Genomic DNA, 20,771 nt, shown 5'->3' on the forward strand with positions numbered 1-20,771 from the left:
GTGCCCGCTCGGCCGCCGGCGCACCTTCCTCGGCCGGACGCAGCACGCGCTTGGGCCGCTCGCCACGGCCCAGCGGCTTGGCCGCCTTGCGCTGCAGACGATCGAGCTTGTCGCGCACCTTTTCCTTCATCGCCGGCAGAGCCACCGGCTTGAGGCCGACTTCCTCGCTGAGGATGTCCACCTCGCGCTGGCCCATCTCGCGCCAGCGACCCATGGGCAGGTCGGAGGTCATGAACACCGGACCGAAGCGCACGCGCTTCAGGCGGCTGACCACCACGCCCTGGGACTCCCACAGGCGACGCACCTCGCGATTGCGCCCTTCCATCACCACGCAGTGGTACCAGTGGTTGAAGCCTTCGCCGCCGGGCGCTTCCTTGATGTCGGTGAACTTGGCCGGACCGTCTTCCAGCATCACGCCGGCCTTGAGCTGTTCGATCATCTCCTCGGTGACTTCGCCACGCACGCGCACGGCGTACTCGCGGTCCATCTCGTAGGAAGGGTGCATCAGGCGGTTGGCCAGCTCACCGTCGGTGGTGAACAGCAGCAGGCCAGTAGTGTTGATGTCCAGGCGGCCGATATTGATCCAGCGGCCTTCCTTCGGCCGCGGCAGGCGGTCGAACACGGTCGGACGGCCTTCCGGGTCGTTGCGGGTGCAGATCTCGCCTTCCGGCTTGTTGTAGATCATGACGCGGCGCACCACTTGGGCGTCTTCGCGCTTCTGCAGATGGCCATCGACGCTGATCGCGTCCTTCGGACCGACCCGTGCGCCGAGGGTGGCGACGGCGCCGTTGACCTTGACCCGGCCTTCGCCGATCCAGGTCTCGATATCGCGACGGGAACCCAGACCCATGCGGGCCAGGACTTTCTGCAGCTTCTCGCCGCTGGGTTGGATCTCGGATTCGCTCATGCTGGGCACCTCCCGGTGTGGGGCGAACAAAGAATGGCGCTGCGCGCCAAAAGGTCGCGCATCATACGCGGATCGCCGGGCTCGCGCACCGGCTGACTATAGACCGCTCAGCGGTATTTGCGTCGCCCGGTGGCCTGCAGCGCCAGCAGGCGCATATCGGCCTGGGCCAGGGCCAGGCTGCGCTCTGCCGAGCCCAGGCGTTTCCACTGCTTGATTTCACGCGTGCTGCGCCCACAGCCGAGACAGATATCGTCGGCGAACTCGCAGACCTTGATACAGGGGCTCTTGCTCATCCCGATCATCCGTTGAGTGAATGTCGGGCCAGGATAGTGGCAGAGCAGGCCAGGCCGGCATTGGCAATTTCAATGTCGGCCTTGGGCAGATTCAATGCAACGGCGGCTCGCTCTCGGCGGTCTCGTCGGCGTCGACTTCCTCGTCCTGGCGCAGGTCGTCGAAGTCGGTCTTCAGCCCCTGCTCCATCTGATCCAGCTCGACCAGCAGGCTGCGGAAACTGGTTTCCTCGCGCGGTTCGGCGGCCTCCTCGCCCTCAGCCATATCGCCTGCCGCCGCATCGGCCAGCGCCTGCAGCTCGGGCGGCACCGGCAGGTCGTCCTCCAGCGCCAACATCGGCTCGGGCTCCAGCTCACGTAGGGCAGCCAGCGGCGGCAGCTCTTCCAGACTTTTCAGGTTGAAGTAGTCGAGAAAGGCCCGCGTGGTGGCGAGCATCGCCGGCCTGCCCGGCACGTCGCGGTAACCGACCACGCGAATCCAGTCGCGCTCCTGCAGAGTCTTGATGATCTGACTGTTGACCGCCACGCCACGAATATCCTCGATTTCGCCACGGGTGATCGGCTGACGGTAGGCGATCAGCGCCAGGGTTTCGAGCATGGCGCGGGAATAGCGCTGCGGGCGCTCCTCCCACAGACGACCAACCCAGGGGGCGAACTTCTCGCGTACCTGCAGGCGAAAACCGGACGCCACCTCCTTCAACTCGAAGGCGCGGCCCTCGCAAGACTGGCGCAACACCTCCAGTGCCTCGCGGATCTGCGCCGGCTCGGGGCGCTCACCTTCCTCGAACAGCTCGCCGAGACGCTCCAGCGACAGCGGACGGCCCAGAGCCAGCAGCCAGGCTTCGAGCAGGGAGGCGAGTTCCTTGGGGTCGTTCAGGTTCATCATTCGGCTCGGGCACGGACGTGGATGGGGGCGAAAGGCTCATTCTGCACCAGCTCCACCAGCTGCTCCTTGATCAGTTCGAGCACCGCCATGAAGGTGACCACCACGCCCAGGCGCCCCTCCTCCAGGGTAAACAGCACGACAAAGGGCACGAAGGCGCCGCCCTTGAGGCGTTCCAGCACTTCGCTCATGCGCTCACGGGTGGACAGGGTTTCACGGGTGATCTGGTGGCTCTCGAACATGTCGGCGCGGCGCAGCACCTCGGCCATGCACAACAGCACTTCCTCCAGACTGACATCCGGCAGCAGCTTGCGCGCCCGCGCCTCGGGGGCGTCCAGGCGCGGCACGCTGAGGTCGCGACCGACCCGCGGCAGTTCGTCCAGGCCCTCGGCGGCGGCCTTGTAGCGCTCGTATTCCTGCAGACGGCGGATCAGTTCGGCGCGCGGATCGTCCTCTTCTTCCTCGATATCGGCAGAGCGCGGTAGCAGCATGCGCGACTTGATCTCGGCCAGCATGGCGGCCATCACCAGGTACTCGGCGGCTAGCTCCAGGCGCACGGACTTCATCAACTCGACATAGCCCATGTACTGCTTGGTGATCTCGGCCACCGGGATGTCGAGGATATCGATGTTCTGCTTGCGAATCAGGTACAGCAGCAGGTCCAGCGGGCCCTCGAAGGCTTCGAGAAAGACTTCCAGGGCATCCGGCGGAATGTACAGGTCGAGCGGTAGCTCGGTGACGGCCTGGCCATAGACGAGCGCGAACGGCAGCTCCTGCTGCGCGTTGGCCTGGCTGTCGACCTGCTCGCTCACGCCGCGCCGTCCTGGAATGGTGTCGGGTCGCCACAACCCACGCGAATCAGCTCGGGCTCGCCATCGGCCAGATTGACCACAGTGGAAGCCTCCAGGCCGCCATAGCCACCGTCGATGATCAGATCGACATGGTGTTCGAGCACCTGGCGCATCTCGTAGGGATCGCTCATCGGCAGTTCTTCACCCGGCAAGATCAGGCTCACGCTCATCAGCGGCTCGCCCAGTGCCTCGGCCAGCGCCAGGGCGATGGGGTGGCCCGGCACGCGCAGGCCGATGGTGCGGCGCTTGGGGTGCAGCAGCATGCGCGGCACTTCGCGGGTGGCGTTGAGAATGAAGGTATAGGGGCCGGGCGTGTGCGCCTTGAGCTGGCGGAAGGCGCCGGTGTCGACCTTGGCGAACAGGCCGATCTGCGACAGGTCGCTGCACACCAGGGTGAAGTTGTGCTTGTCATCCAGCTGGCGCAGGCGGCGAATGCGCTCCACCGCGCCCTTGTCGCCGATCAGGCAGCCAATGGCGTAGGACGAGTCGGTCGGGTAGACGATCACCCCGCCGCTGCGCAGTATCTCCACCGCCTGCTTGATCAGGCGCGGCTGCGGGTTTTCCGGGTGGACCTGGAAGAACTGGCTCATGAACTCTCCCTGTTCAGGCGGTAGTAGCGCGTGCATGGTCGAAGCGCTCCCACAAAGGTGGCAGGTCTTCCGGCAACGGCCGGTACATGCCCAGTTCGGACCAGGCGCCCGGCGCATGGAAATCGCTGCCGACGCTGGCCAGCATGCCGAACTCGCGGGCCAGAATGGCCAGCCCGCCGACCTGCTCGGCCGGCTGCAGTCCATTCACCACTTCCAGGGCATGGCCACCGGCGGCGATGAAGTCGGCCACCAGGCGCCGGCGCTTGCTGCGGGTGAAGTCGTACTGCCAGGGATGCGCCAGGCTGATCCAGGCGCCGGCGGACCTGAGCGTGGCCAGGGCCTCTTCGAGGCTCGGCCAGTGCTGTTTGACGTCACCCAGCTTGCCCGAGCCCAACCACTTGCGGAACGCCTCGGCGTGGTCGCGCACATGCCCGGCACGCACCAGAAATTCGGCGAAATGCGGACGCGCCGGCGCATTGCCGCTGTCGCCGAGCCCCTGCTGTACGGCACGCGCCCCCTCGAGAGCGCCCGGCATGCCCTTGGCCGCCAGCCGTCGGTCGATTTCCTCGGCACGCAGCCAGCGCCCCTGGTGCAGATCGGCAATGGCCTGGCGCAAAGCCGGTGCCTCGCTGGCGAAGGCATAGCCAAGCACATGGATGGTCGCGCCACCCCAGGTGCAGGACAGTTCCACGCCGTTGATCAGGCGCATGCCCAAGGCATCGGCCGCCTGGCGCGCCTCGTCCAGCCCCTCAAGCGTGTCGTGGTCGGTCAGTGCCAGCACTTCGACGCCCCTTTCATGGGCGCGCGCGACCACCTCGGCGGGCGCTAGAACGCCGTCTGAAGCGGTGCTGTGGCAGTGCAGATCGACCTTCATGAGAGTCGCTTTCGCTGGGGATGATGTTTGTTATTATGCCGCCACATCCCGCTTCTGGCTGCCGCTGTGAAACAATTCATCGACTTCATCCCGCTTATTCTGTTCTTCATCGTTTACAAGCTCGATCCCCGCACCGTCGAACTGGCTGGCCAGACCTTCGAACTGGGCGGCATCTTCAGCGCCACCGCGGTGCTGATCATCAGCTCCGTGGTGGTCTACGGCATCCTCTTCGTCCTGCAGCGCAAGCTGGAGAAAGGCCAATGGCTGACTCTGGCCGCCTGCCTGGTCTTCGGCGGCATGACCCTCGCCTTCCACAGCGAAACCTTCCTCAAATGGAAAGCCCCGGTGGTCAACTGGCTGTTCGCCCTGGGCTTCGCCGGTAGCCACTTCATCGGCGACAAGGTGCTGATCCAGCGCATCATGGGCCATGCGGTGACTCTGCCGCAGATCATCTGGACCCGCCTGAACCTGGCCTGGATTGCCTTCTTCGTGTTCAGCGGCTGCGCCAACCTGTTCGTCGCCTTCACCTTTCACGAGTTCTGGGTCGACTTCAAAGTCTTCGGCAGCCTTGGCATGACCGTGCTGTTCCTGGTCGCCCAAGGCATTTATCTGGCGCGCCACGTCCACGACGACGCCCCTCAGCAAAGCAAGGACTGACATGCTCTACGCCATTATCGCCAGCGACGTGCCCGATTCCCTGGAGAAGCGCCTGGCCAGTCGCCCGGCCCACCTCGCCCGTCTGGAACAACTGAAGAGCGAAGGCCGCCTGGTACTGGCCGGCCCGCACCCGGCCATCGACAGCAACGACCCGGGCCCGGCCGGCTTCTCCGGCAGCCTGATCGTTGCCGAGTTCGAGTCGCTGAACGCCGCCCAGAGCTGGGCCGATGCCGACCCCTATCGCGCTGCCGGCGTATACGCCAGCGTGCTGGTCAAGCCCTTCAAGCTGGTATTGCCCTGATTCATCGCTGGCCCAGAAGAGCCTGTTCAAAGCCTTGCGAGCTAGAGCCAGGCTAGGCAAAAACAGGCGAGGAAGCGCAGTTTACGAAGGGTAAATGAGCATTCCGAGCCTGTTTTCAACGACGCATGGCCGACGCGCAGCAGACTTTGCACAAGCTCTAACAATAAATCGGAAACGGGAGTTCCCTATGCGCCAAGGCCCGCTCTACCTGCTGCTCGCCGCCCTATCTCTCACTCCCGTACTGCACGCCGAAGAGTCCACCGCTAGCACGCCCGCCAGCGAGGACAGCGCGGCACAGATCATCGCCCTGCAGCAGCAACTGGCCGAAAGCGAAAGCCAGCGTGAAGAGCTGCTGGCGGCCACCGGAGAGCGGGACGGCGCACAGATCAGTCGCCTGCGCCAGGACAACCAACGCCTCAAGCTGCAGCTCAAGCAGGCCCAGGCCCAGGAGCCGCAGCGCCTGCTCAGCGAACAGCAGCTGTGGTTCGTGATTGGTTCCGGCACCGCACTGCTCGCCTTTATCGTTGGCCGCCTCAGCGGTGGTGGGCGGAACAAAAGACGCAGCGAGTGGGTCTGAGCGCAACTGCGCAGATGAGCCCAACATGACCGAACTGCTACTGATCGACGACGACCAAGAACTTTGCGAGCTGCTGGCCAGCTGGTTGCAGCAGGAAGGCTTCGCTGTACGGGCCTGCCATGATGGCGTCAGCGCTCGCGCCGCCCTCGCCGGACACAACCCGGCGGCGGTGATCCTCGATGTCATGCTGCCCGATGGCAGCGGCCTGGAGCTGCTCAAACAGCTACGCAGCGAACACGCCGACCTGCCGGTACTTATGCTCTCGGCCCGCGGCGAACCGCTGGATCGCATTCTCGGCCTGGAACTGGGCGCCGACGACTATTTGGCCAAACCCTGCGACCCGCGCGAATTGACCGCCCGCCTGCGCGCCGTGCTGCGTCGCAGCCAGCCGGTGGCGACGCCTTCACGCCTGGAACTGGACGATCTGAGCTACAGCCCGGTGCGCGGCGTGGTGCAGATCAACGAGCAGGAAATCCCCCTGACCCTGTCCGAGAGCCGCATCCTCGAGGCTCTGCTGCAGCAACCCGGCGAGCCCCTGGACAAGCAGGCCCTGGCCCAGCTGGCCCTGGGCCGCAAGCTGACCCTGTACGACCGCAGTCTGGACATGCATGTGAGCAACCTGCGCAAGAAGCTCGGCCCGCACGCCGACGGCCGCCCGCGTATCGTCGCCCTGCGCAGTCGTGGCTACTACTACAGCCCCTGAAATTTTCTTTACCCAGCCTTTACCCACCCCTGACCGCGCCTGACCTTGCCCTCCCTAGACTGAGCTCATCCGGTAACCACCGGCCTCGAGACAAGGAGACACACCATGCGCAAGACTCTTATCGCACTGCTGCTCGCCACCAGCCTGCCGACCATCGCCCTGGCCATGCCCGAAAGCGGCCACGGCGAGCACGCACCCTGCAACAAGCCGATGCAAGGCGAGCACCGCGGCGGCCCCGGCGGCAAGATGTTCAAGGACCTCAACCTGAGCGCCGAACAGCGCGAGCAGATGGGCAAACTGATGCGCGAGCACAGGGGCGACCCGCGCGAAATCACCCAGAAGTACCTCAACAAGCTACCCAAGGCCGAGCAGGAGGCCATGCACAAAGAGCTGGAAACAGCCCGCCTGGAACATGACAAGGCCATCCGTGCGATCCTCACGCCGGAGCAGCAGAAGGCCTTCGACACGCGCAAGGCGGAGATGCAAGAGCGCCGCGCCGAACGCCAGGAGTTCGAAGCCTGGAAAGCCGAGAAGGACAAGAAAGCCCAGTAACCCCAAGGCCCGGCTCCCCAGCCGGGCCTCGCATTTCGAGGAAAACCCATGCGTTCACTGTTCTGGCGCATCTTCGCCAGCTTCTGGCTGGCCATCGCCCTGGTCGCAGGCCTGTCCCTGCTGCTGGGCCGCGCCCTGAACCAGGACGCCTGGGTACTCAGCCACCACCCCGCTCTGAAGAACTTTGCCGAACGCTGGAGCACGCTCTACGAACAGCAGGGCCCGCAGGCCGCCCAACAGCTGCTGGAGAAGCGCAAACGGCGCTTTCGCATCGACACCCAGGTTCTCGATGTCGATGGCCAGCCGCTGGTCCAGGGCACCTTTCCACCTCGCGCGGCCGCCTTCGAGGCCCGCGAAGACAAGAAGCGCCTGCCCTGGCGCCGCCTGACCGAGGAATACCGCAGTCCTGGCGGCGAAACCTACCTGTTCATCCACCGCATCCCGCACCCGGAGCTGGCGGCCTGGCAGCGCGACGGTCTGTTCTGGCCGCTCAGCGCCTTGCTCATCGCTCTGGTGGTGCTGACCGCCATCAGCCTGTTGCTGACCCTGTCCATTACCCGTCCCCTGGGGCGCCTGCGCGGTGCCGTACATGACCTCGGCCAGACCACCTACCAACAGAACAGCTTGGCGCGCCTGGCCAGCCGTGGCGACGAGTTTGGTGTACTGGCCCGCGACTTCAACCGCATGGGCTCTCGCCTGCAGGATCTGATCGGAAGCCAGCGCCAGCTGCTGCGCGATGTATCCCACGAACTGCGCTCGCCGCTGGCACGCCTGCGCATCGCGCTGGCCCTGACCGAGCGCGCGGGGCCTAACGAGCGCGAACAGTTGTGGGGCCGCCTGACTCAGGAATGTGACCGTCTGGAGGCGCTGATTGGCGAAATTCTCGCCCTCGCCCGCCTGGACGCCGACCCCGGTGCCGCCCAGCCTCTGGAGCTGCGCCAGCTAATCGACGAACTGCAGGCCAATGCGCGCCTGATCGCCCCCGAACAGTCGCTGCGGATTCGCATGGACAGCCGCCCACAGCCCTTGCAGGGCTGGCCGGACATGCTCAGGGGCGCTCTGGACAACCTGCTGCGCAATGCCCTGCGCTTCAACCCGCAGGAGCAACCCATCGATATCGAGGTAACGACAGGCAACGGCGTGCTGCTCATTACCGTGCGCGACCATGGTCCCGGGGCGCCGGATGACGTGCTGGCACGTCTGGGCGAACCCTTCTTCCGTGCGCCCAATCAGCAAGCCGCAGGCCACGGCCTGGGTCTGGCCATCGCCCGCCGCGCCGCCGAACGCCATGGCGGACGCCTGCTGCTGAACAACCATCCGCAAGGCGGCTTCGTCGCCACGCTGGAGTTGCCGTTGTAACAGCCGTAGCAGCCGGGCTATGTGTCCGTCAGGAGTTCTGGCTGTAACGCTGTTTCAGCGGGAGCTTCAGCCGCGAACGGCCACTCGGAGTGACTCCTGACAGCGCTATCGCGGCTAAAGCCGCTCCCACAAAAGACAGCAGGCAAACAGGAACGGCGTCGGCCGCGATGCAGGCTGCCCAGAGCAGCCTCAGGCATCGCCATCGCGACTAAAGCCATGCCCACTAAAGGGGAACAGCGCCTTCAGTTGGGCCAGGCGCTGACGAAATCGGCCGGTTCCAGGGCCGGCGGGTTGCGCCGCTCGCCCTCGAAGCTGCCGATGTAGAGGAAACCGACTATCTGCTCGTTGACGCCTACCCCCAGGCCCGCCAGGACCACGGGATGATGGGACAGATCGCCGGTGCGCCAGATGGCGCCGAAGCCCAGCTCCTGTGCCGCCAGCAACAGGCTGTGAGCGGCACAGCCGGCGGACAGCACCTGTTCCTGGCGTGGCACCTTGGGGTGCTCGCTGAGGCGCGCCACCACCAACATCAGCAGCGGCGCCCGCATTGGCATGGCCCGAGCCTTGTCCAGCGCCTCCGGCTTGCAGGCAGGGTCGCTGGCCAGCGCACTGGCAAACAGCTCGCCCAACTGCTCACGACCCGCGCCTTCCACCGTGATAAAGCGCCAGGGGCGCAGCTGGCCGTGATCCGGCGCGCGCAGGGCGGCACGCACCATCAGCTCGCGCTGGGCGGCGTCGGGCGCCGGCTCCAGCAGGCGACCCACGGAAACACGGTTGAGCAACAGATCGAGGGCTTGCATCGGCCTACTCCATGACGGAAAGGCCAGCATTCTAGCCGATTACGCGACCCGCTCCGGACTCAGTTCCGGCCGTTGCGGCGGCGTCAAAGGCGGCAGACCGTGCGCGGCGCGGGCTGCATCGCAACGCGGATTGTGCTGACCGTCCTCCCAGCTGGCGGCGAACTCCCGACAGCTACTGGAACGGTTCTCGTACATGGTGCAACGCACCCCGTCGCCGATATCGCCCAGCAAACTCACGCAGCGCGCGGGCTTGGCCGTAGTACCGATCATGGCGACATGGTGCGGGCCGATCTGCTCGACCAGCTGATCGGGCACCGTGCCACCCGCAGATTGGCACTCGCCCCAGAAGAACGACACACGAAAAAAGGCGCAGCAGGCGCCACAGTTGAGGCAGGGACTATTTTGCGACATGAAGGAGGGAACTCAGAAAACCGGCAAGGGCCGGCACCTGAGGCGCCATTCTATGCATCGGCATGCCGTTTGGAAGCCCCCTGCAGCAGATTTACAGCACGCCCGCCAGGCAGGCTAGAATGACGGCCTTCGCCTGCAGCCAGAGCTTCCTACATGGCCTTGCCGACCCTACGCGTCATCGGCTTCATCATCGGCATCTTCCTCATCACCCTGGCAGTCAGCATGGTCCTCCCCATGCTGACCCTGCTGAGCTATGAGCGCACCGACGACATCACCGCCTTCCTCTGGTCCAGCATGCTCACCTTCGTCGCGGGCATGGCCCTGGTGCTGCCGGGCAAGCCCAAGAACGTGCAGCTGCGTCCGCGCGACATGTATCTGCTGACCACCTCCAGCTGGCTGGCGGTCTGCCTGTTCGCCGCCCTGCCGATGTTGCTCATCGCCCATATCAGCTACACCGATGCCTTCTTCGAGACCATGTCGGGCATCACCACTACCGGTTCCACCGTGCTTTCCGGGCTCGACGATATGTCGCCGGGCCTGCTGGTGTGGCGTTCGATGCTCAACTGGCTGGGTGGCATCGGCTTCATCGGCATGGCCGTGGCCATCCTGCCGCTGCTGCGGGTCGGTGGCATGCGCCTGTTCCAGACCGAGTCCTCGGACTGGGGCGAGAAAGTCGTACCGCGCTCGCACGTAGGCGCCAAATTCATCCTGCTGATCTATCTGGGGCTGACCCTGATCGGCTTCCTCGCCTACTGGGTCGCCGGCATGACGCCGTTCGAGGCGCTCAACCACGCCATGACCTCGATCTCCACCGGCGGTTACTCCACCTCGGATTCGTCGTTGGCCCACTGGCCACAACCGGCCGTGCACTGGGTCTCGGTGGTGTTGATGATCGCCGGCGGCCTGCCGTTCATGCTCTACGTGGCGGCCCTGCGCGGCCACCGCAGGGCTCTGCTGCGCGACCACCAGGTGCGTGGCTTTCTCGGTTTTCTGGTACTGACCTGGCTGGTGTTCGGCACCTGGCTCTGGCTCAACTCGGATCAGTCCTGGCTGGATGCGGTGCGCATCGTTGCGGTCAACGTCACCTCGGTAGTCACCACCACCGGCTACGCCCTGGGCGACTACACCACCTGGGGCAGCTTTGCCGTACTGCTGTTCTTCTACCTGACCTTCGTCGGCGGCTGCTCGGGCTCGACCTCCGGCGGCCTGAAGATCTTCCGCTTTCAGGTCGCTTACGTGCTGCTGCGTGCCAACCTGCAGCAACTGGTACATCCACGCGCGGTGATCAAGCAGCAGTACAACAACCACAACCTGGACGAGGACATCGTCCGCTCGCTGATCACCTTTTCCTTCTTCTTCACCATCACCATCGGCGTGCTGGCCCTGGCCCTGACCCTGGTCGGCCTCGACTGGGTCACCGCGTTGACCGGCGCCGCCACCGCAGTGTGCAACGTCGGCCCCGGCCTGGGCCCGATCATCGGTCCGGCCGGCAACTTCGCCAGCCTGCCGGACAGCGCCAAGTGGCTACTGACCGCCGGCATGCTGCTCGGCCGTCTGGAAATCCTCACCGTGCTGGTTCTGGTCACCCGCACCTTCTGGAAACACTGATCCGGATGAAGTTGCCCACCCTGCGCACCATTGCCTTCATCAACGGCATTTTCCTGATCACCCTGGCGGTGAGCATGCTGATCCCCGTGGCTACCCAGCTGCTGTACGCCAATCCGATGGGCATCAACGCCTTCCTCTGGTCCAGCCTGATCACCTTCATCGCCGGCATCACCATGGTCGCCCAGGGCCGCCCTGCGGACAGTCACCTGCGTCCGCGCGACATGTACATGCTGACGGTATCCAGCTGGCTGGTGGTGTCGATCTTCGCCGCCCTGCCCTTCATCCTCATCCGCCACATCAGCTTCACCGACGCCTATTTCGAGAGCATGTCCGGCATCACCGCCACCGGCGCCACCATCTTCAGCGGCCTGGACGACATGGCTCCGGGGTTGCTGATCTGGCGCTCGCTGCTGCACTGGCTGGGTGGTATCGGCTTCATCGGCATGGCCGTGGCGATTCTGCCGATGCTGCGCATCGGTGGCATGCGTCTGTTCCAGACCGAGTCGTCGGACCGCTCGGAGAAAGTCATGCCGCGCTCGCACATGGTGGCCAAGTACATGGTGCTGGCCTATGTCGGTCTCAGCGCCCTGGCGGTGCTGGCCTTCTGGCTGGCCGGCATGGGCCTGTTCGACGCCATCAACCACGCCATGTCGGCCATCGCCACGGGCGGCTTCTCCACCTCGGATTCATCGCTGGGCAAATGGCAGCAACCGGCGGTGCACTGGGTGGCGGTGCTGGTGATGGTTCTCGGCAGCCTGCCCTTCGTACTTTATGTCTCCATGCTGCGCGGCAACTACCGAGCACTGTGGCGCGACGAGCAGGTACGCGGCTTCCTGCTGATCCTGCTGTGCAGTTGCCTGGCGCTAAGCCTGTGGAAATGGCTGACCACCGACCTGCACTGGCTGGATGCCCTGCGCCACGTGACGGTGAACATCACCTCGGTGATGACCACCACCGGCTTCGCCGTGGGTGACTACCACCTGTGGGGCCCCTTCGCCAGCATGCTGTTCTTCTACCTGGGCTTCGTCGGCGGCTGTTCCGGCTCAACCGCCGGTGGCCTCAAGGTATTCCGCTTCCAGGTCGCCTTCATCCTGCTCAAGGCCAACCTCAAGCAACTGGTGCACCCGCGCGCGGTGATCCGCCAGAACTACAACCGTCACCGCCTGGACGAGGACATCGTTCGCTCGATCCTGGCCTTTGCCTTCTTCTACACCATCACCATCGCCGGCCTGGCGCTGGGCGTGGCGATCTGCGGCGTGGACTGGATCACCGCCCTTTCCGGCGCCGCTGCCATGGTCTCCGGCGTCGGTCCCGGCATGGGTGAAGTGATCGGCCCAGCCGGCAACTACGCCAGCCTGCCGGACCTGGCCAAATGGGTACTGACCTTCGGCATGCTGCTGGGTCGCCTGGAAATCCTTACCGTGCTGGTTCTGCTGTTCCCCGCCTTCTGGCGCCACTGACAGAAAGATGCATGCCCGGTAACAGCGCACTGCCCTCACACATACCATTTGGGTAGCAAAAAAAACGGGAGTCCAACTGGACTCCCGTCATCGATCATCAGAGTAAAGCCACGGGGCAATACCGACCGTAGTTACAACCTCACCTGCGTCCACTTGGAACGCACGCACCAAGTCTGTCAAAAACGAGCGTTTGCTTTGTTGCTGCTTGGTTACCATGGTGCAAAGAAATGTAAACGGCTGGCCCACCCACCAGGCCCAAGGCAGAATGCTGCAATGACTCTTCCGCCCTTCTGCCAACTGCTCCCCCCCCCTCCCGAACTGCTGCCCGGCACGCGCGTGGTTCAAGCGAGTTTCGATCCGGCACAACTGCACAGCGAAGACTTCCTGCACAGCGGCGTGCCACCCGTAAATGGCGTAGCCAAACGCCAGGCAGAGCATCTGGCTGGCCGCCTGTGCGCCCGAGAAGCGTTGCACCAGCTCTGCGGACAGCGAGAGCTCCCGCGACGAGACAGTGATGGCGTACCAGTCTGGCCAGTGGGTACGGTCGGCTCCATTAGCCATGGAGCTGGACGCGCAGTGGCCCTGGTGGCCCGTCGCGCTGACTGGCGAGGACTGGGTATCGATCTGGAGCAGATACTGAGCACAGAACGTGCGGCACGACTGGCTGGAGAAATTCTCACGGTCACTGAACTTGAACGAGCCGCAGAACTGACACCCAGTGAATTCGCCAAGCGAGTAACCCTGACCTTTTCGCTCAAGGAGAGTCTGTTCAAGGGACTCTACCCGCTGGTACGCGAGCGATTTTACTTCCACGATGCTGAGTTGCAGGCACCCGATGCTACAGGGCGTGCATCCCTAAAACTGTTGATCGATCTTCACCCGGATTGGCCGACCGGAAGCACACTGCCGGGGTACTTTGTGGAATTCGATGGCTATCTGCTGAGTCTCGTGGCTATTGCCAACTAGGTTACGAAGAGAGTAAGCCGATTACCTCTATATACGAGAAAGCCGCCAAAGGCGGCTTTCTCGTATCCGGGTGCAAGCCTTACTGCTGCAACTCCTGCTCGGTAAACAGATCACTGAACAGCATGCTCGACAGATAGCGCTCGCCCGAGTCCGGCAGGATCACGACGATGGTCTTGCCCTGCATCTCCGGCTTCTGCGCCAGGCGCACCGCCGCCGCCATCGCCGCGCCGCAGGAAATGCCGCAGAGAATGCCCTCTTCCTGCATGAGGCGCAGGGCCATGGCCTTGGACTCCTCGTCCGTCACCTGCTCGACGCGATCGACGATGGACAGGTCGAGGTTCTTCGGCACGAAACCGGCACCGATGCCCTGGATCTTGTGCGGGCTGGGTTTGATCTCCTCACCGGCCATGGCCTGGGTAATCACCGGGGAAGATACTGGCTCCACGGCCACCGAGAGGATCGGCTTGTGGCGGTTGTTCTTGATGTGGCGCGACACGCCGGTAATGGTGCCGCCGGTGCCGACGCCGGCCACCAGCACGTCGATGGCGCCGTCGGTGTCGTTCCAGATCTCCGGACCGGTGGTCTTCTCGTGAATGGCCGGGTTGGCCGGATTGTCGAACTGCGCCGGCATGAAATACTTGCTCGGATCGGAGCTGGCGATCTCGTTGGCCTTCTCGATGGCGCCCTTCATGCCTTTAGCCGGCTCGGTCAGCACTAGCTCGGCGCCCAGGGCCTTGAGCACCTTGCGCCGCTCCAGGCTCATCGACGCGGGCATGGTCAGCACCAGCTTGTAGCCACGAGCGGCGGCGACGAAGGCCAGGCCGATGCCGGTATTGCCGGAGGTCGGCTCAACCAGGGTCATGCCCGGCTTGAGCACACCGCGCGACTCGGCGTCCCAGATCATGCTCGCGCCGATCCGGCATTTGACCGAATAGCCCGGGTTGCGCCCCTCGATTTTCGCCAGAATGGTCACGCCCTTGGGGCCGAGGCGATTGATCTGAACCAGCGGCGTGTTGCCGATGGATTGGGCGTTGTCGGTATAGATGCGGCTCATGGCAGGGTCCTTGGCAGGCAGAGACTAGATCGCCAAGCCTATGCCCAGCCCGTCCGGCCGTCCAGCCGTGGCCGCAGAGCGGGTGACCCGCCATTCAGTGACTGAATGGCGCGTCTGCGTTCACAGTCCGCCAGGGTGCGGGGTATAGTCGGTTTTTCAGCTTTTCGCCGTGCCGGGCCGTGCCCGCGCGTTACCGTTCGAGGATTACACGATGAAGTTCGAAGGCACTCAGTCCTACGTCGCCACCGACGACCTGAAGCTCGCGGTCAACGCCGCCATCACCCTGCAGCGCCCGCTGCTGGTCAAGGGCGAGCCGGGCACCGGCAAGACCATGCTCGCCGAGCAACTGGCCGACGCCTTCGGCGCCAAGCTGATCACCTGGCACATCAAGTCCACCACCAAGGCCCACCAGGGCCTGTACGAGTACGACGCGGTCAGCCGCCTGCGCGACTCGCAGCTGGATTCGGACAAGGTTCACGACGTCAAGAACTACATCAAGAAGGGCAAGCTGTGGGAGGCCTTCGAGGCCGAGGAGCGGGTCATCCTGCTGATTGACGAGATCGACAAGGCCGACATCGAGTTCCCCAACGACCTGCTGCAAGAACTCGACAAGATGGAGTTCTACGTTTACGAGACCAACGAGACGATCAAGGCCAAGCAGCGCCCGATCATCATCATCACCTCGAACAACGAGAAGGAACTGCCGGACGCCTTCCTGCGCCGCTGCTTCTTCCACTACATCGCCTTCCCGGATCGCGACACCCTCAAGCAGATCGTCGACGTGCACTACCCGAACATCAGCAACTCGCTGGTGGCCGAGGCGCTCGACGTGTTCTTCGACGTGCGCAAGGTGCCGGGCCTGAAGAAGAAGCCCTCCACCAGCGAACTGGTCGACTGGCTCAAGCTGCTGATGGCCGACAATATCGGCGAAGCCGTGCTGCGCGAGCGCGATCCGACCAAGGCCATCCCGCCGCTGGCCGGAGCCCTGGTGAAGAACGAGCAGGATGTGCAGCTGCTCGAGCGCCTGGCCTTCATGAGCCGTCGCGCTTCGCGCTGATCGCTTGTCTCCCCTCTCCTTCCGGGAGAGGGGCCGGGGGTGAGGGATGCTCCTGGCAGCTGCGAGTTGCCGACAAGCCCCTCACCCTAGCCCTCCCCCAGGGGGAGAGGGGATGTCCGCAACAAACTTGAGGGTGCAGCCATGCTGCTCAACCTGTTCAATGAAATGCGCGCGGCCAAGGTGCCGGTGTCGGTACGCGAGCTGCTCGACCTGATCAACGCGCTGAAAAATCACGTGATCTTCGCCGATATGGACGAGTTCTACTTTCTCGCCCGCACGGTGATGGTCAAGGACGAGCGCCACTTCGACAAGTTCGACCGCGCCTTCGCCGCCTACTTCAAGGGCCTGGAAAAGCTCGACGACTTCCTCGAAGCCATGATCCCCGAGGACTGGCTGCGCAAGGAGTTCGAGAAACACCTGACCGACGAGGAACGCGCGCAGATCCAGTCCCTCGGTGGCCTGGACAAGCTGATCGAAGAATTCAAGAAGCGCCTCGAAGAGCAGAAGGAGCGCCACGAGGGCGGCAACAAGTGGATCGGCACCGGCGGCACCAGCCCATTCGGCTCCGGTGGCTACAACCCGGAAGGCATCCGCGTGGGCGATGCAGGCAAGCGCCAGGGCCGCGCCGTCAAGGTGTGGGACCAGCGCGAGTACAAGAACCTCGACGACCAGGTCGAACTGGGCACGCGCAACATCAAGGTGGCCCTGCGCCGCCTGCGCAAGTTCGCCCGTGAAGGCGCGGCGGAGGAATTCGACCTCGGCGGCACCATCGACCACACGGCCAAGGACGGTGGCCTGCTCAACATCCAGATGCGCCCGGAGCGGCGCAACACGGTGAAGCTGCTGTTGCTGTTCGACATCGGCGGCTCGATGGATGCGCATGTGAAGGTGTGCGAGGAGTTGTTCTCGGCCTGCAAGACCGAGTTCAAGCACCTGGAGTACTTCTACTTCCACAACTTCATCTACGAGAGCGTGTGGAAGAACAACCTGCGCCGCACCAGCGAGCGCTTCTCCACCCTCGACCTGCTGCACAAGTACGGTGCCGACTACAAGGTGATCTTCATCGGCGACGCCGCCATGGCGCCCTACGAAATCACCCAGGCCGGCGGCAGCGTCGAGCACTGGAACGAGGAGGCCGGCTATATCTGGATGAAGCGCTTCATGGAGAAGTACAAGAAGCTCATCTGGATCAACCCCTACCCCAAGGACGCCTGGAACTACACCGCCTCCACCAACATCGTCCGCGAGCTGATCAACGATCAGATGCACCCGCTGACGCTGCGCGGACTGGAAGAAGGGATGCGCTTCCTCTCCAAATAACCAACGGGCCTACGGGCCCGTTCTGCTTTGCGGCGCAAGCGGTTAGGCTTGCCCGGGTATTGGCGCAACGAGCATCCCCATGAACGACCTTTCCCTACAGGACGCCGCCGCCCCGGACGGCGTCTGCTTTGGCTGCGGCAGCCGCAATCCACACGGCCTGCACGTCAAGAGCCACTGGCACGAAGACGGCATCCATGTGGTCGCCGAGCACCTGCCCGACCCCATGCACTGCGGCTGGCCCAACCTGGTCTACGGCGGCCTGCTGGCCATGCTGGTCGACTGCCATTCGAACTGGACGGCGATGGCCTACCACTACCGCACCGAGGGTCGTGAACCCGGCAGCCTGCCGCGCATCGAGTGCGTCACCGGCAACCTGGGTCTCAAGTTCATCAAGCCGACACCCATGGGCGTACCCCTGCGCCTGAGCGCGCGGGTGGATGGCGAGGTCGGGCGCAAATCCCGGGTGATTTGCGAGATTTACGCCGGCGACCAGCTGACTGCCATCGGTGATTCCGTCTTCGTGCGGGTGGACACCAGTCAACTGGCTGCTGCCGCCCATAGCCGCGAGGCCTAAGGGCAGCGGCCACCACCTACCACAGCAATCAGCTGTCCAGGCGCTGCACGTTACCCGGATCGATATCGGCACTCCCCTGTTCGGCCCGCTCGCGGGCCAGGCGCGCACCTTCGGCGGCGGTCAGAGCAAACAGGCGCTCCGGATCGGCCACACGTAACTGCAAGGCCATCTTCTCGGTACCTTCGGCAACGTCGATGGTGTGCTGCCCGGCCAGCAAACCGGCGATGATGCGCTGCGCGGCCTCCTCGGCCGGCATGCCGTTGTCGATATTGACGTCGCTGCGGCCACGACGCTGGCCGTCGCCGCCCAGGGCGTTGGTCGCCACCCCGGTGCGCACCGAGCCTGGCAGAATTACGCTGACGCCGATGCCATGGGCCTGCTCGACTTCGGCACGCAGCGCCTCGAAATAGCCGATCACGGCATGCTTGGCACCACAGTAGCCAGTACGTAGCGGCGCGCCGACCTTGCCGGCCACGGAGCTGACCACGGCCAGCTGACCGCCACCAGCGGCAACCATGCGCGGCAGCAGCAACTGGGTCAGCGCCACGGGGGCCAGGTAATCGACTTCCATGAGCTGGCGATAGACCTCGAAGCTGGTATCCAGCGCCAGGCTGCGCTGGCTGATGCCGGCGTTGTTGATCAGGCAGTCGATGCGACCCTGCCAGCCCCAGGCCTGCTCCACCACGTCAGCCAGCATCGCGTAGTCGGTAGTTTCGAAAGGCAGCACCAGGCTGCGCTCTGGCGCCTGCGCGGCGACCGCCTGCAGCGCGTCCGCCCGCCGGCCGGAGAGCACGACCCAGGCTCCCTGCTGCAACAGCGCACGCGCCAATGCCTCACCGATACCCGACGAGGCGCCGGTAATCCAGACCACTTGCTTGTCGAACGTCATGGGCAAACCCTCTTGTTGGTTTGCCCCAGGCTAGCCGCTGCACTGCGCGCCGCCCATGGCCCAGCGCGCCAAGCTGCTGGCCTCGGCTGGCCGGTAGCTGAACAAGGCTATGTACCGGTTGCATGTTGTCGCTGTGACGCTGCTTTAGCGGGGCGATTGGCACCCCGCTTTCGCCGCGATAGCGAGGCAACCAGGGTGTTGCCTGCATCGCGGCTAAAGCCGCTCCCACGAAGGGCTTCGAGGGCATCAATTCAACGGGGGTATCAACGGCTAGCGCCAGTGGCGTTTCTCGTAGGCAATGGCTTTGTGCTTGCGCCCGATACCGAACGTCCAGCCGATGCCCAGCGCCAGCAACTCCACCAGCCAGGCCAGCAGGAGTGCAACGCCCAGGCCCCAGGCGATGGCTTGCGGCGCCAGCAGCACCTGGTAGCTATAGGCATCCAGGGTTTCCTGCAGCAGCACCGGATCGGCTCCCGTGGCCAGGTGTAGCACCTGGCCATACCAGGGGCCCTGCATGGCCAGCCACTCGGCCTCCAGCAACTCGGAACGGCTGACCAGATGCGCAACGCTCTCGGCATCGCTGCGCATTACATCGTCGGTGCTGGCACGGTAGTGGGCAACCAAGGCATTGAGATCGCCATTGAAGAAACGCGCGGCCGTTTCGCGAAAGCCCAGCAGGCTCTGCTCGGACTCGGCGCGATGGGCATCCACCCGCTTGGCGTAGTCGTCGATGAACCCCGGTACCTGCACACCGACCAGCAGACCGAAGGCGAACACCAGCAAACGCAAGTAGCCTCGAAACATCCTCAATCCCCCATCTGCCCGTGGGCGATGCGCTCACCACGCCGCCACAGGCTCCATTGTCCCGGCTGAAACAGGTTCCAGCGCTCGTTGTCGGTCAACGGCTCGGTAGCGATCACCGTGACCACGTCATTCGGCGTGGTTTCCGCCTGGAAGTCCACGGTCACATCCACATCCTTCAGGCTGGCCGGGCCAAATGGCGCGCGGCGAGTAATCTGCGCCAGCTTGGTCGAGCAGAAGCAGAACAACCAGTCGCCGTCGCTGAGCAGGCAATTGAACACGCCCTTGCCGCGATACTCCTGGGCCGCCTGCACCAGCACCGGCAGCAGTACTTCAGCCGGCACCGGCTCGGGAAAGGCGCTGCGTACCCGGTTGAGCAAGTCGCAGAACGCCGCCTCGCTGTCGGTATCACCGACCGGGCGGTAGAAATCGAAGCCCGGCGTGAAACCGACCAGCTGGCCATTGTGGGCGAAGCACCAGTTGCGCCCCCACAGCTCGCGCACGAAAGGATGGGTATTGGCCAGGCAGACCTTGCCGACGTTGGCCTGGCGGATATGGCCGATCACCGTCTCGCTCTTGATCGGATAACGCTGCACCAGGCGCGCCACCTCGGAGTCGACGCTGGCCGTCGGGTCCTGGAACAGACGCAGGCCGCGCCCCTCGTAGAAGGCGATGCCCCAGCCGTCACGGTGTGGGCCACTACCGCCACCGCGCTGCATCAGCCCGGTGAAGCTGAAGACGATATCGGTAGGCACGTTGGCACTCATGCCGAGCAGCTCACACATGCTTCAGACCTCCGCCAGCGCCGCGCGCAGGCGTTCGGCCTCACGCGCCAGGCGTGCTTCCAGGCGCTGGCGGCCAAACGGCAGAAAGCGCGTGAGAATGCGCCAGCACAACATTGGCAGGTCGCCACGACGTCGCGGAATCAGATGCAGGTGCAAATGGGGGACGTGCTGGTTGGCGACGGGCCCGTCGTTGAGCAGCAGGTTGAGGCCCAGCACACTCGGATCGCTGCGATACAGGGCACGCGCCACACGGTCGGCCAGCGTCAGCAGAACCTGCCGCGGTGCCGCTGGCAAATCCGCAAGAAAGGGGGCATGACCCTTGGCGACTATCAGAAGGTGGCTGGGGCGCAACGGGAAGATGTCCAGCAGCACGAGGAAGTGCTCGTCCTGGTGCAGGATATGAGCCGGCTGTTGGCCGTCGGCGATGGCGCAAAACACGCAGGTCATGGGCTCTCCTTGGCGACTCGCAGCATGCTGAACGCCTGCGCCAGCATCTGCAACC

Annotated in this window: 25 protein-coding genes; 12 read left to right on the forward strand and 13 right to left on the reverse strand. The window is 64.5% G+C overall.

All coding sequences use genetic code 11. From position 1 onward, the window contains the following. The 6 genes from rluB to AYB31_RS02755 all read right to left on the reverse strand — a co-directional run. Positions 1 to 907: 23S rRNA pseudouridine(2605) synthase RluB (rluB, locus tag AYB31_RS02730; protein ID WP_068825546.1), on the reverse strand; the 907-nt coding region annotated here is incomplete at its 3' end. A 107-nt stretch (positions 908 to 1,014) separates the two neighbouring features. Next, on the reverse strand, positions 1,015 to 1,200 hold the full coding sequence (locus AYB31_RS02735; RefSeq protein ID WP_068825548.1) for a DUF1289 domain-containing protein: 186 nt from the start codon (positions 1,198 to 1,200) through the stop codon (positions 1,015 to 1,017). 91 nt (positions 1,201 to 1,291) lie between these two features. Further along, on the reverse strand, positions 1,292 to 2,080 hold the full coding sequence (gene scpB, locus AYB31_RS02740) for an SMC-Scp complex subunit ScpB (protein ID WP_068825550.1): 789 nt from the start codon (positions 2,078 to 2,080) through the stop codon (positions 1,292 to 1,294). Continuing rightward, positions 2,080 to 2,778, reverse strand: a complete 699-nt coding sequence (locus AYB31_RS02745; protein WP_162492996.1) for a segregation and condensation protein A — start codon at positions 2,776 to 2,778, stop codon at positions 2,080 to 2,082. The genes scpB and AYB31_RS02745 overlap by 1 nt, the downstream gene beginning before the upstream one ends. 110 nt (positions 2,779 to 2,888) lie before the next feature. Continuing rightward, the gene (locus AYB31_RS02750) at positions 2,889 to 3,521 is read right to left on the reverse strand and encodes an L-threonylcarbamoyladenylate synthase (RefSeq protein ID WP_068825554.1); all 633 of its coding nucleotides are present in this window, start codon (positions 3,519 to 3,521) and stop codon (positions 2,889 to 2,891) included. A 13-nt stretch (positions 3,522 to 3,534) separates the two neighbouring features. Next, positions 3,535 to 4,395 (reverse strand): PHP domain-containing protein, encoded by an 861-nt coding sequence (locus tag AYB31_RS02755; RefSeq protein WP_068825556.1) that lies wholly within the window; start codon positions 4,393 to 4,395, stop codon positions 3,535 to 3,537. Positions 4,396 to 4,461: 66 nt separating this feature from the next. Between AYB31_RS02755 and AYB31_RS02760 the strand changes: the two genes are divergently transcribed. The 6 genes from AYB31_RS02760 (at position 4,462) to AYB31_RS02785 (ending at position 8,544) form a co-directional block, all read left to right on the forward strand. Beyond that, positions 4,462 to 5,052 carry a septation protein A gene (locus AYB31_RS02760; RefSeq protein ID WP_068825558.1) on the forward strand — a complete coding sequence of 197 codons (591 nt, stop codon included), beginning with the start codon at positions 4,462 to 4,464 and terminating at the stop codon, positions 5,050 to 5,052. 1 nt (position 5,053) lies between these two features. Then, on the forward strand, positions 5,054 to 5,353 hold the full coding sequence (locus AYB31_RS02765; RefSeq protein WP_068825560.1) for a YciI family protein: 300 nt from the start codon (positions 5,054 to 5,056) through the stop codon (positions 5,351 to 5,353). Between the two features lie 187 nt (positions 5,354 to 5,540). Further along, on the forward strand, positions 5,541 to 5,930 hold the full coding sequence (locus tag AYB31_RS02770) for a hypothetical protein (RefSeq protein ID WP_068825562.1): 390 nt from the start codon (positions 5,541 to 5,543) through the stop codon (positions 5,928 to 5,930). Positions 5,931 to 5,955: 25 nt separating this feature from the next. After that, on the forward strand, positions 5,956 to 6,633 hold the full coding sequence (locus AYB31_RS02775; RefSeq protein WP_068825564.1) for a response regulator transcription factor: 678 nt from the start codon (positions 5,956 to 5,958) through the stop codon (positions 6,631 to 6,633). Between the two features lie 105 nt (positions 6,634 to 6,738). Beyond that, on the forward strand, positions 6,739 to 7,185 hold the full coding sequence (locus AYB31_RS02780) for a Spy/CpxP family protein refolding chaperone (RefSeq protein ID WP_068825566.1): 447 nt from the start codon (positions 6,739 to 6,741) through the stop codon (positions 7,183 to 7,185). A 48-nt stretch (positions 7,186 to 7,233) separates the two neighbouring features. After that, complete coding sequence (locus tag AYB31_RS02785; protein ID WP_068825568.1) at positions 7,234 to 8,544, forward strand: sensor histidine kinase; 1,311 nt, start codon at positions 7,234 to 7,236, stop codon at positions 8,542 to 8,544. Positions 8,545 to 8,786: 242 nt separating this feature from the next. On the opposite strand, the gene AYB31_RS02790 is transcribed toward AYB31_RS02785, so the two are convergent. Together AYB31_RS02790 and AYB31_RS02795 are read right to left on the reverse strand one after the other, a co-directional pair. Next, positions 8,787 to 9,344 (reverse strand): nitroreductase family protein, encoded by a 558-nt coding sequence (locus AYB31_RS02790; RefSeq protein WP_068825570.1) that lies wholly within the window; start codon positions 9,342 to 9,344, stop codon positions 8,787 to 8,789. 39 nt (positions 9,345 to 9,383) lie between these two features. Beyond that, positions 9,384 to 9,755, reverse strand: a complete 372-nt coding sequence (locus AYB31_RS02795; protein WP_068825572.1) for a YkgJ family cysteine cluster protein — start codon at positions 9,753 to 9,755, stop codon at positions 9,384 to 9,386. 153 nt (positions 9,756 to 9,908) lie between these two features. On the opposite strand from AYB31_RS02795, the gene AYB31_RS02800 reads away from it, so the two are divergent. The 3 genes from AYB31_RS02800 to AYB31_RS21005 all read left to right on the forward strand — a co-directional run bounded on the left by AYB31_RS02800 (position 9,909) and on the right by AYB31_RS21005 (position 13,789). Continuing rightward, a complete protein-coding gene (locus AYB31_RS02800; protein ID WP_068825574.1) occupies positions 9,909 to 11,363 on the forward strand; it encodes a TrkH family potassium uptake protein in 1,455 nt (484 codons plus the stop codon). Positions 11,364 to 11,368: 5 nt separating this feature from the next. Beyond that, positions 11,369 to 12,823: a TrkH family potassium uptake protein gene (locus AYB31_RS02805; protein ID WP_068825576.1), complete on the forward strand. Its 1,455-nt coding sequence runs from the start codon at positions 11,369 to 11,371 to the stop codon at positions 12,821 to 12,823. Between the two features lie 273 nt (positions 12,824 to 13,096). Then, positions 13,097 to 13,789 (forward strand): 4'-phosphopantetheinyl transferase family protein, encoded by a 693-nt coding sequence (locus tag AYB31_RS21005; RefSeq protein ID WP_082805179.1) that lies wholly within the window; start codon positions 13,097 to 13,099, stop codon positions 13,787 to 13,789. 79 nt (positions 13,790 to 13,868) lie between these two features. Here the strand turns inward: AYB31_RS21005 and cysK are convergent, their stop codons facing one another. Beyond that, positions 13,869 to 14,843, reverse strand: a complete 975-nt coding sequence (gene cysK / locus AYB31_RS02815) for a cysteine synthase A (protein WP_068825580.1) — start codon at positions 14,841 to 14,843, stop codon at positions 13,869 to 13,871. Between the two features lie 211 nt (positions 14,844 to 15,054). On the opposite strand from cysK, the gene AYB31_RS02820 reads away from it, so the two are divergent. The 3 genes from AYB31_RS02820 to AYB31_RS02830 all read left to right on the forward strand — a co-directional run bounded on the left by AYB31_RS02820 (position 15,055) and on the right by AYB31_RS02830 (position 17,794). Beyond that, positions 15,055 to 15,900, forward strand: coding sequence for an AAA family ATPase (locus AYB31_RS02820; RefSeq protein ID WP_068825582.1), 846 nt, complete (start codon positions 15,055 to 15,057; stop codon positions 15,898 to 15,900). A gap of 141 nt (positions 15,901 to 16,041) precedes the next feature. Beyond that, the gene (locus AYB31_RS02825) at positions 16,042 to 17,220 is read left to right on the forward strand and encodes a vWA domain-containing protein (protein ID WP_068825584.1); all 1,179 of its coding nucleotides are present in this window, start codon (positions 16,042 to 16,044) and stop codon (positions 17,218 to 17,220) included. 79 nt (positions 17,221 to 17,299) lie between these two features. Further along, complete coding sequence (locus tag AYB31_RS02830) at positions 17,300 to 17,794, forward strand: PaaI family thioesterase (RefSeq protein WP_068825586.1); 495 nt, start codon at positions 17,300 to 17,302, stop codon at positions 17,792 to 17,794. 28 nt (positions 17,795 to 17,822) lie between these two features. Here the strand turns inward: AYB31_RS02830 and AYB31_RS02835 are convergent, their stop codons facing one another. The 4 genes from AYB31_RS02835 to AYB31_RS02850 form a co-directional block, all read right to left on the reverse strand. Then, positions 17,823 to 18,683, reverse strand: a complete 861-nt coding sequence (locus tag AYB31_RS02835; protein WP_068825588.1) for an SDR family NAD(P)-dependent oxidoreductase — start codon at positions 18,681 to 18,683, stop codon at positions 17,823 to 17,825. A gap of 270 nt (positions 18,684 to 18,953) precedes the next feature. Then, the gene (locus AYB31_RS02840; RefSeq protein WP_068825591.1) at positions 18,954 to 19,487 is read right to left on the reverse strand and encodes a DUF2937 family protein; all 534 of its coding nucleotides are present in this window, start codon (positions 19,485 to 19,487) and stop codon (positions 18,954 to 18,956) included. Positions 19,488 to 19,489: 2 nt separating this feature from the next. Further along, positions 19,490 to 20,269 (reverse strand): class II glutamine amidotransferase, encoded by a 780-nt coding sequence (locus tag AYB31_RS02845; protein ID WP_068825592.1) that lies wholly within the window; start codon positions 20,267 to 20,269, stop codon positions 19,490 to 19,492. Between the two features lie 3 nt (positions 20,270 to 20,272). Beyond that, positions 20,273 to 20,716 carry an HIT family protein gene (locus tag AYB31_RS02850; protein ID WP_068825594.1) on the reverse strand — a complete coding sequence of 148 codons (444 nt, stop codon included), beginning with the start codon at positions 20,714 to 20,716 and terminating at the stop codon, positions 20,273 to 20,275. Positions 20,717 to 20,771 lie beyond the last annotated feature (55 nt).

Source organism: Pseudomonas sp. BMS12, assembly GCF_001592875.1.
In the GTDB taxonomy this organism is placed as follows: Bacteria; Pseudomonadota; Gammaproteobacteria; order Pseudomonadales; family Pseudomonadaceae; genus Aquipseudomonas.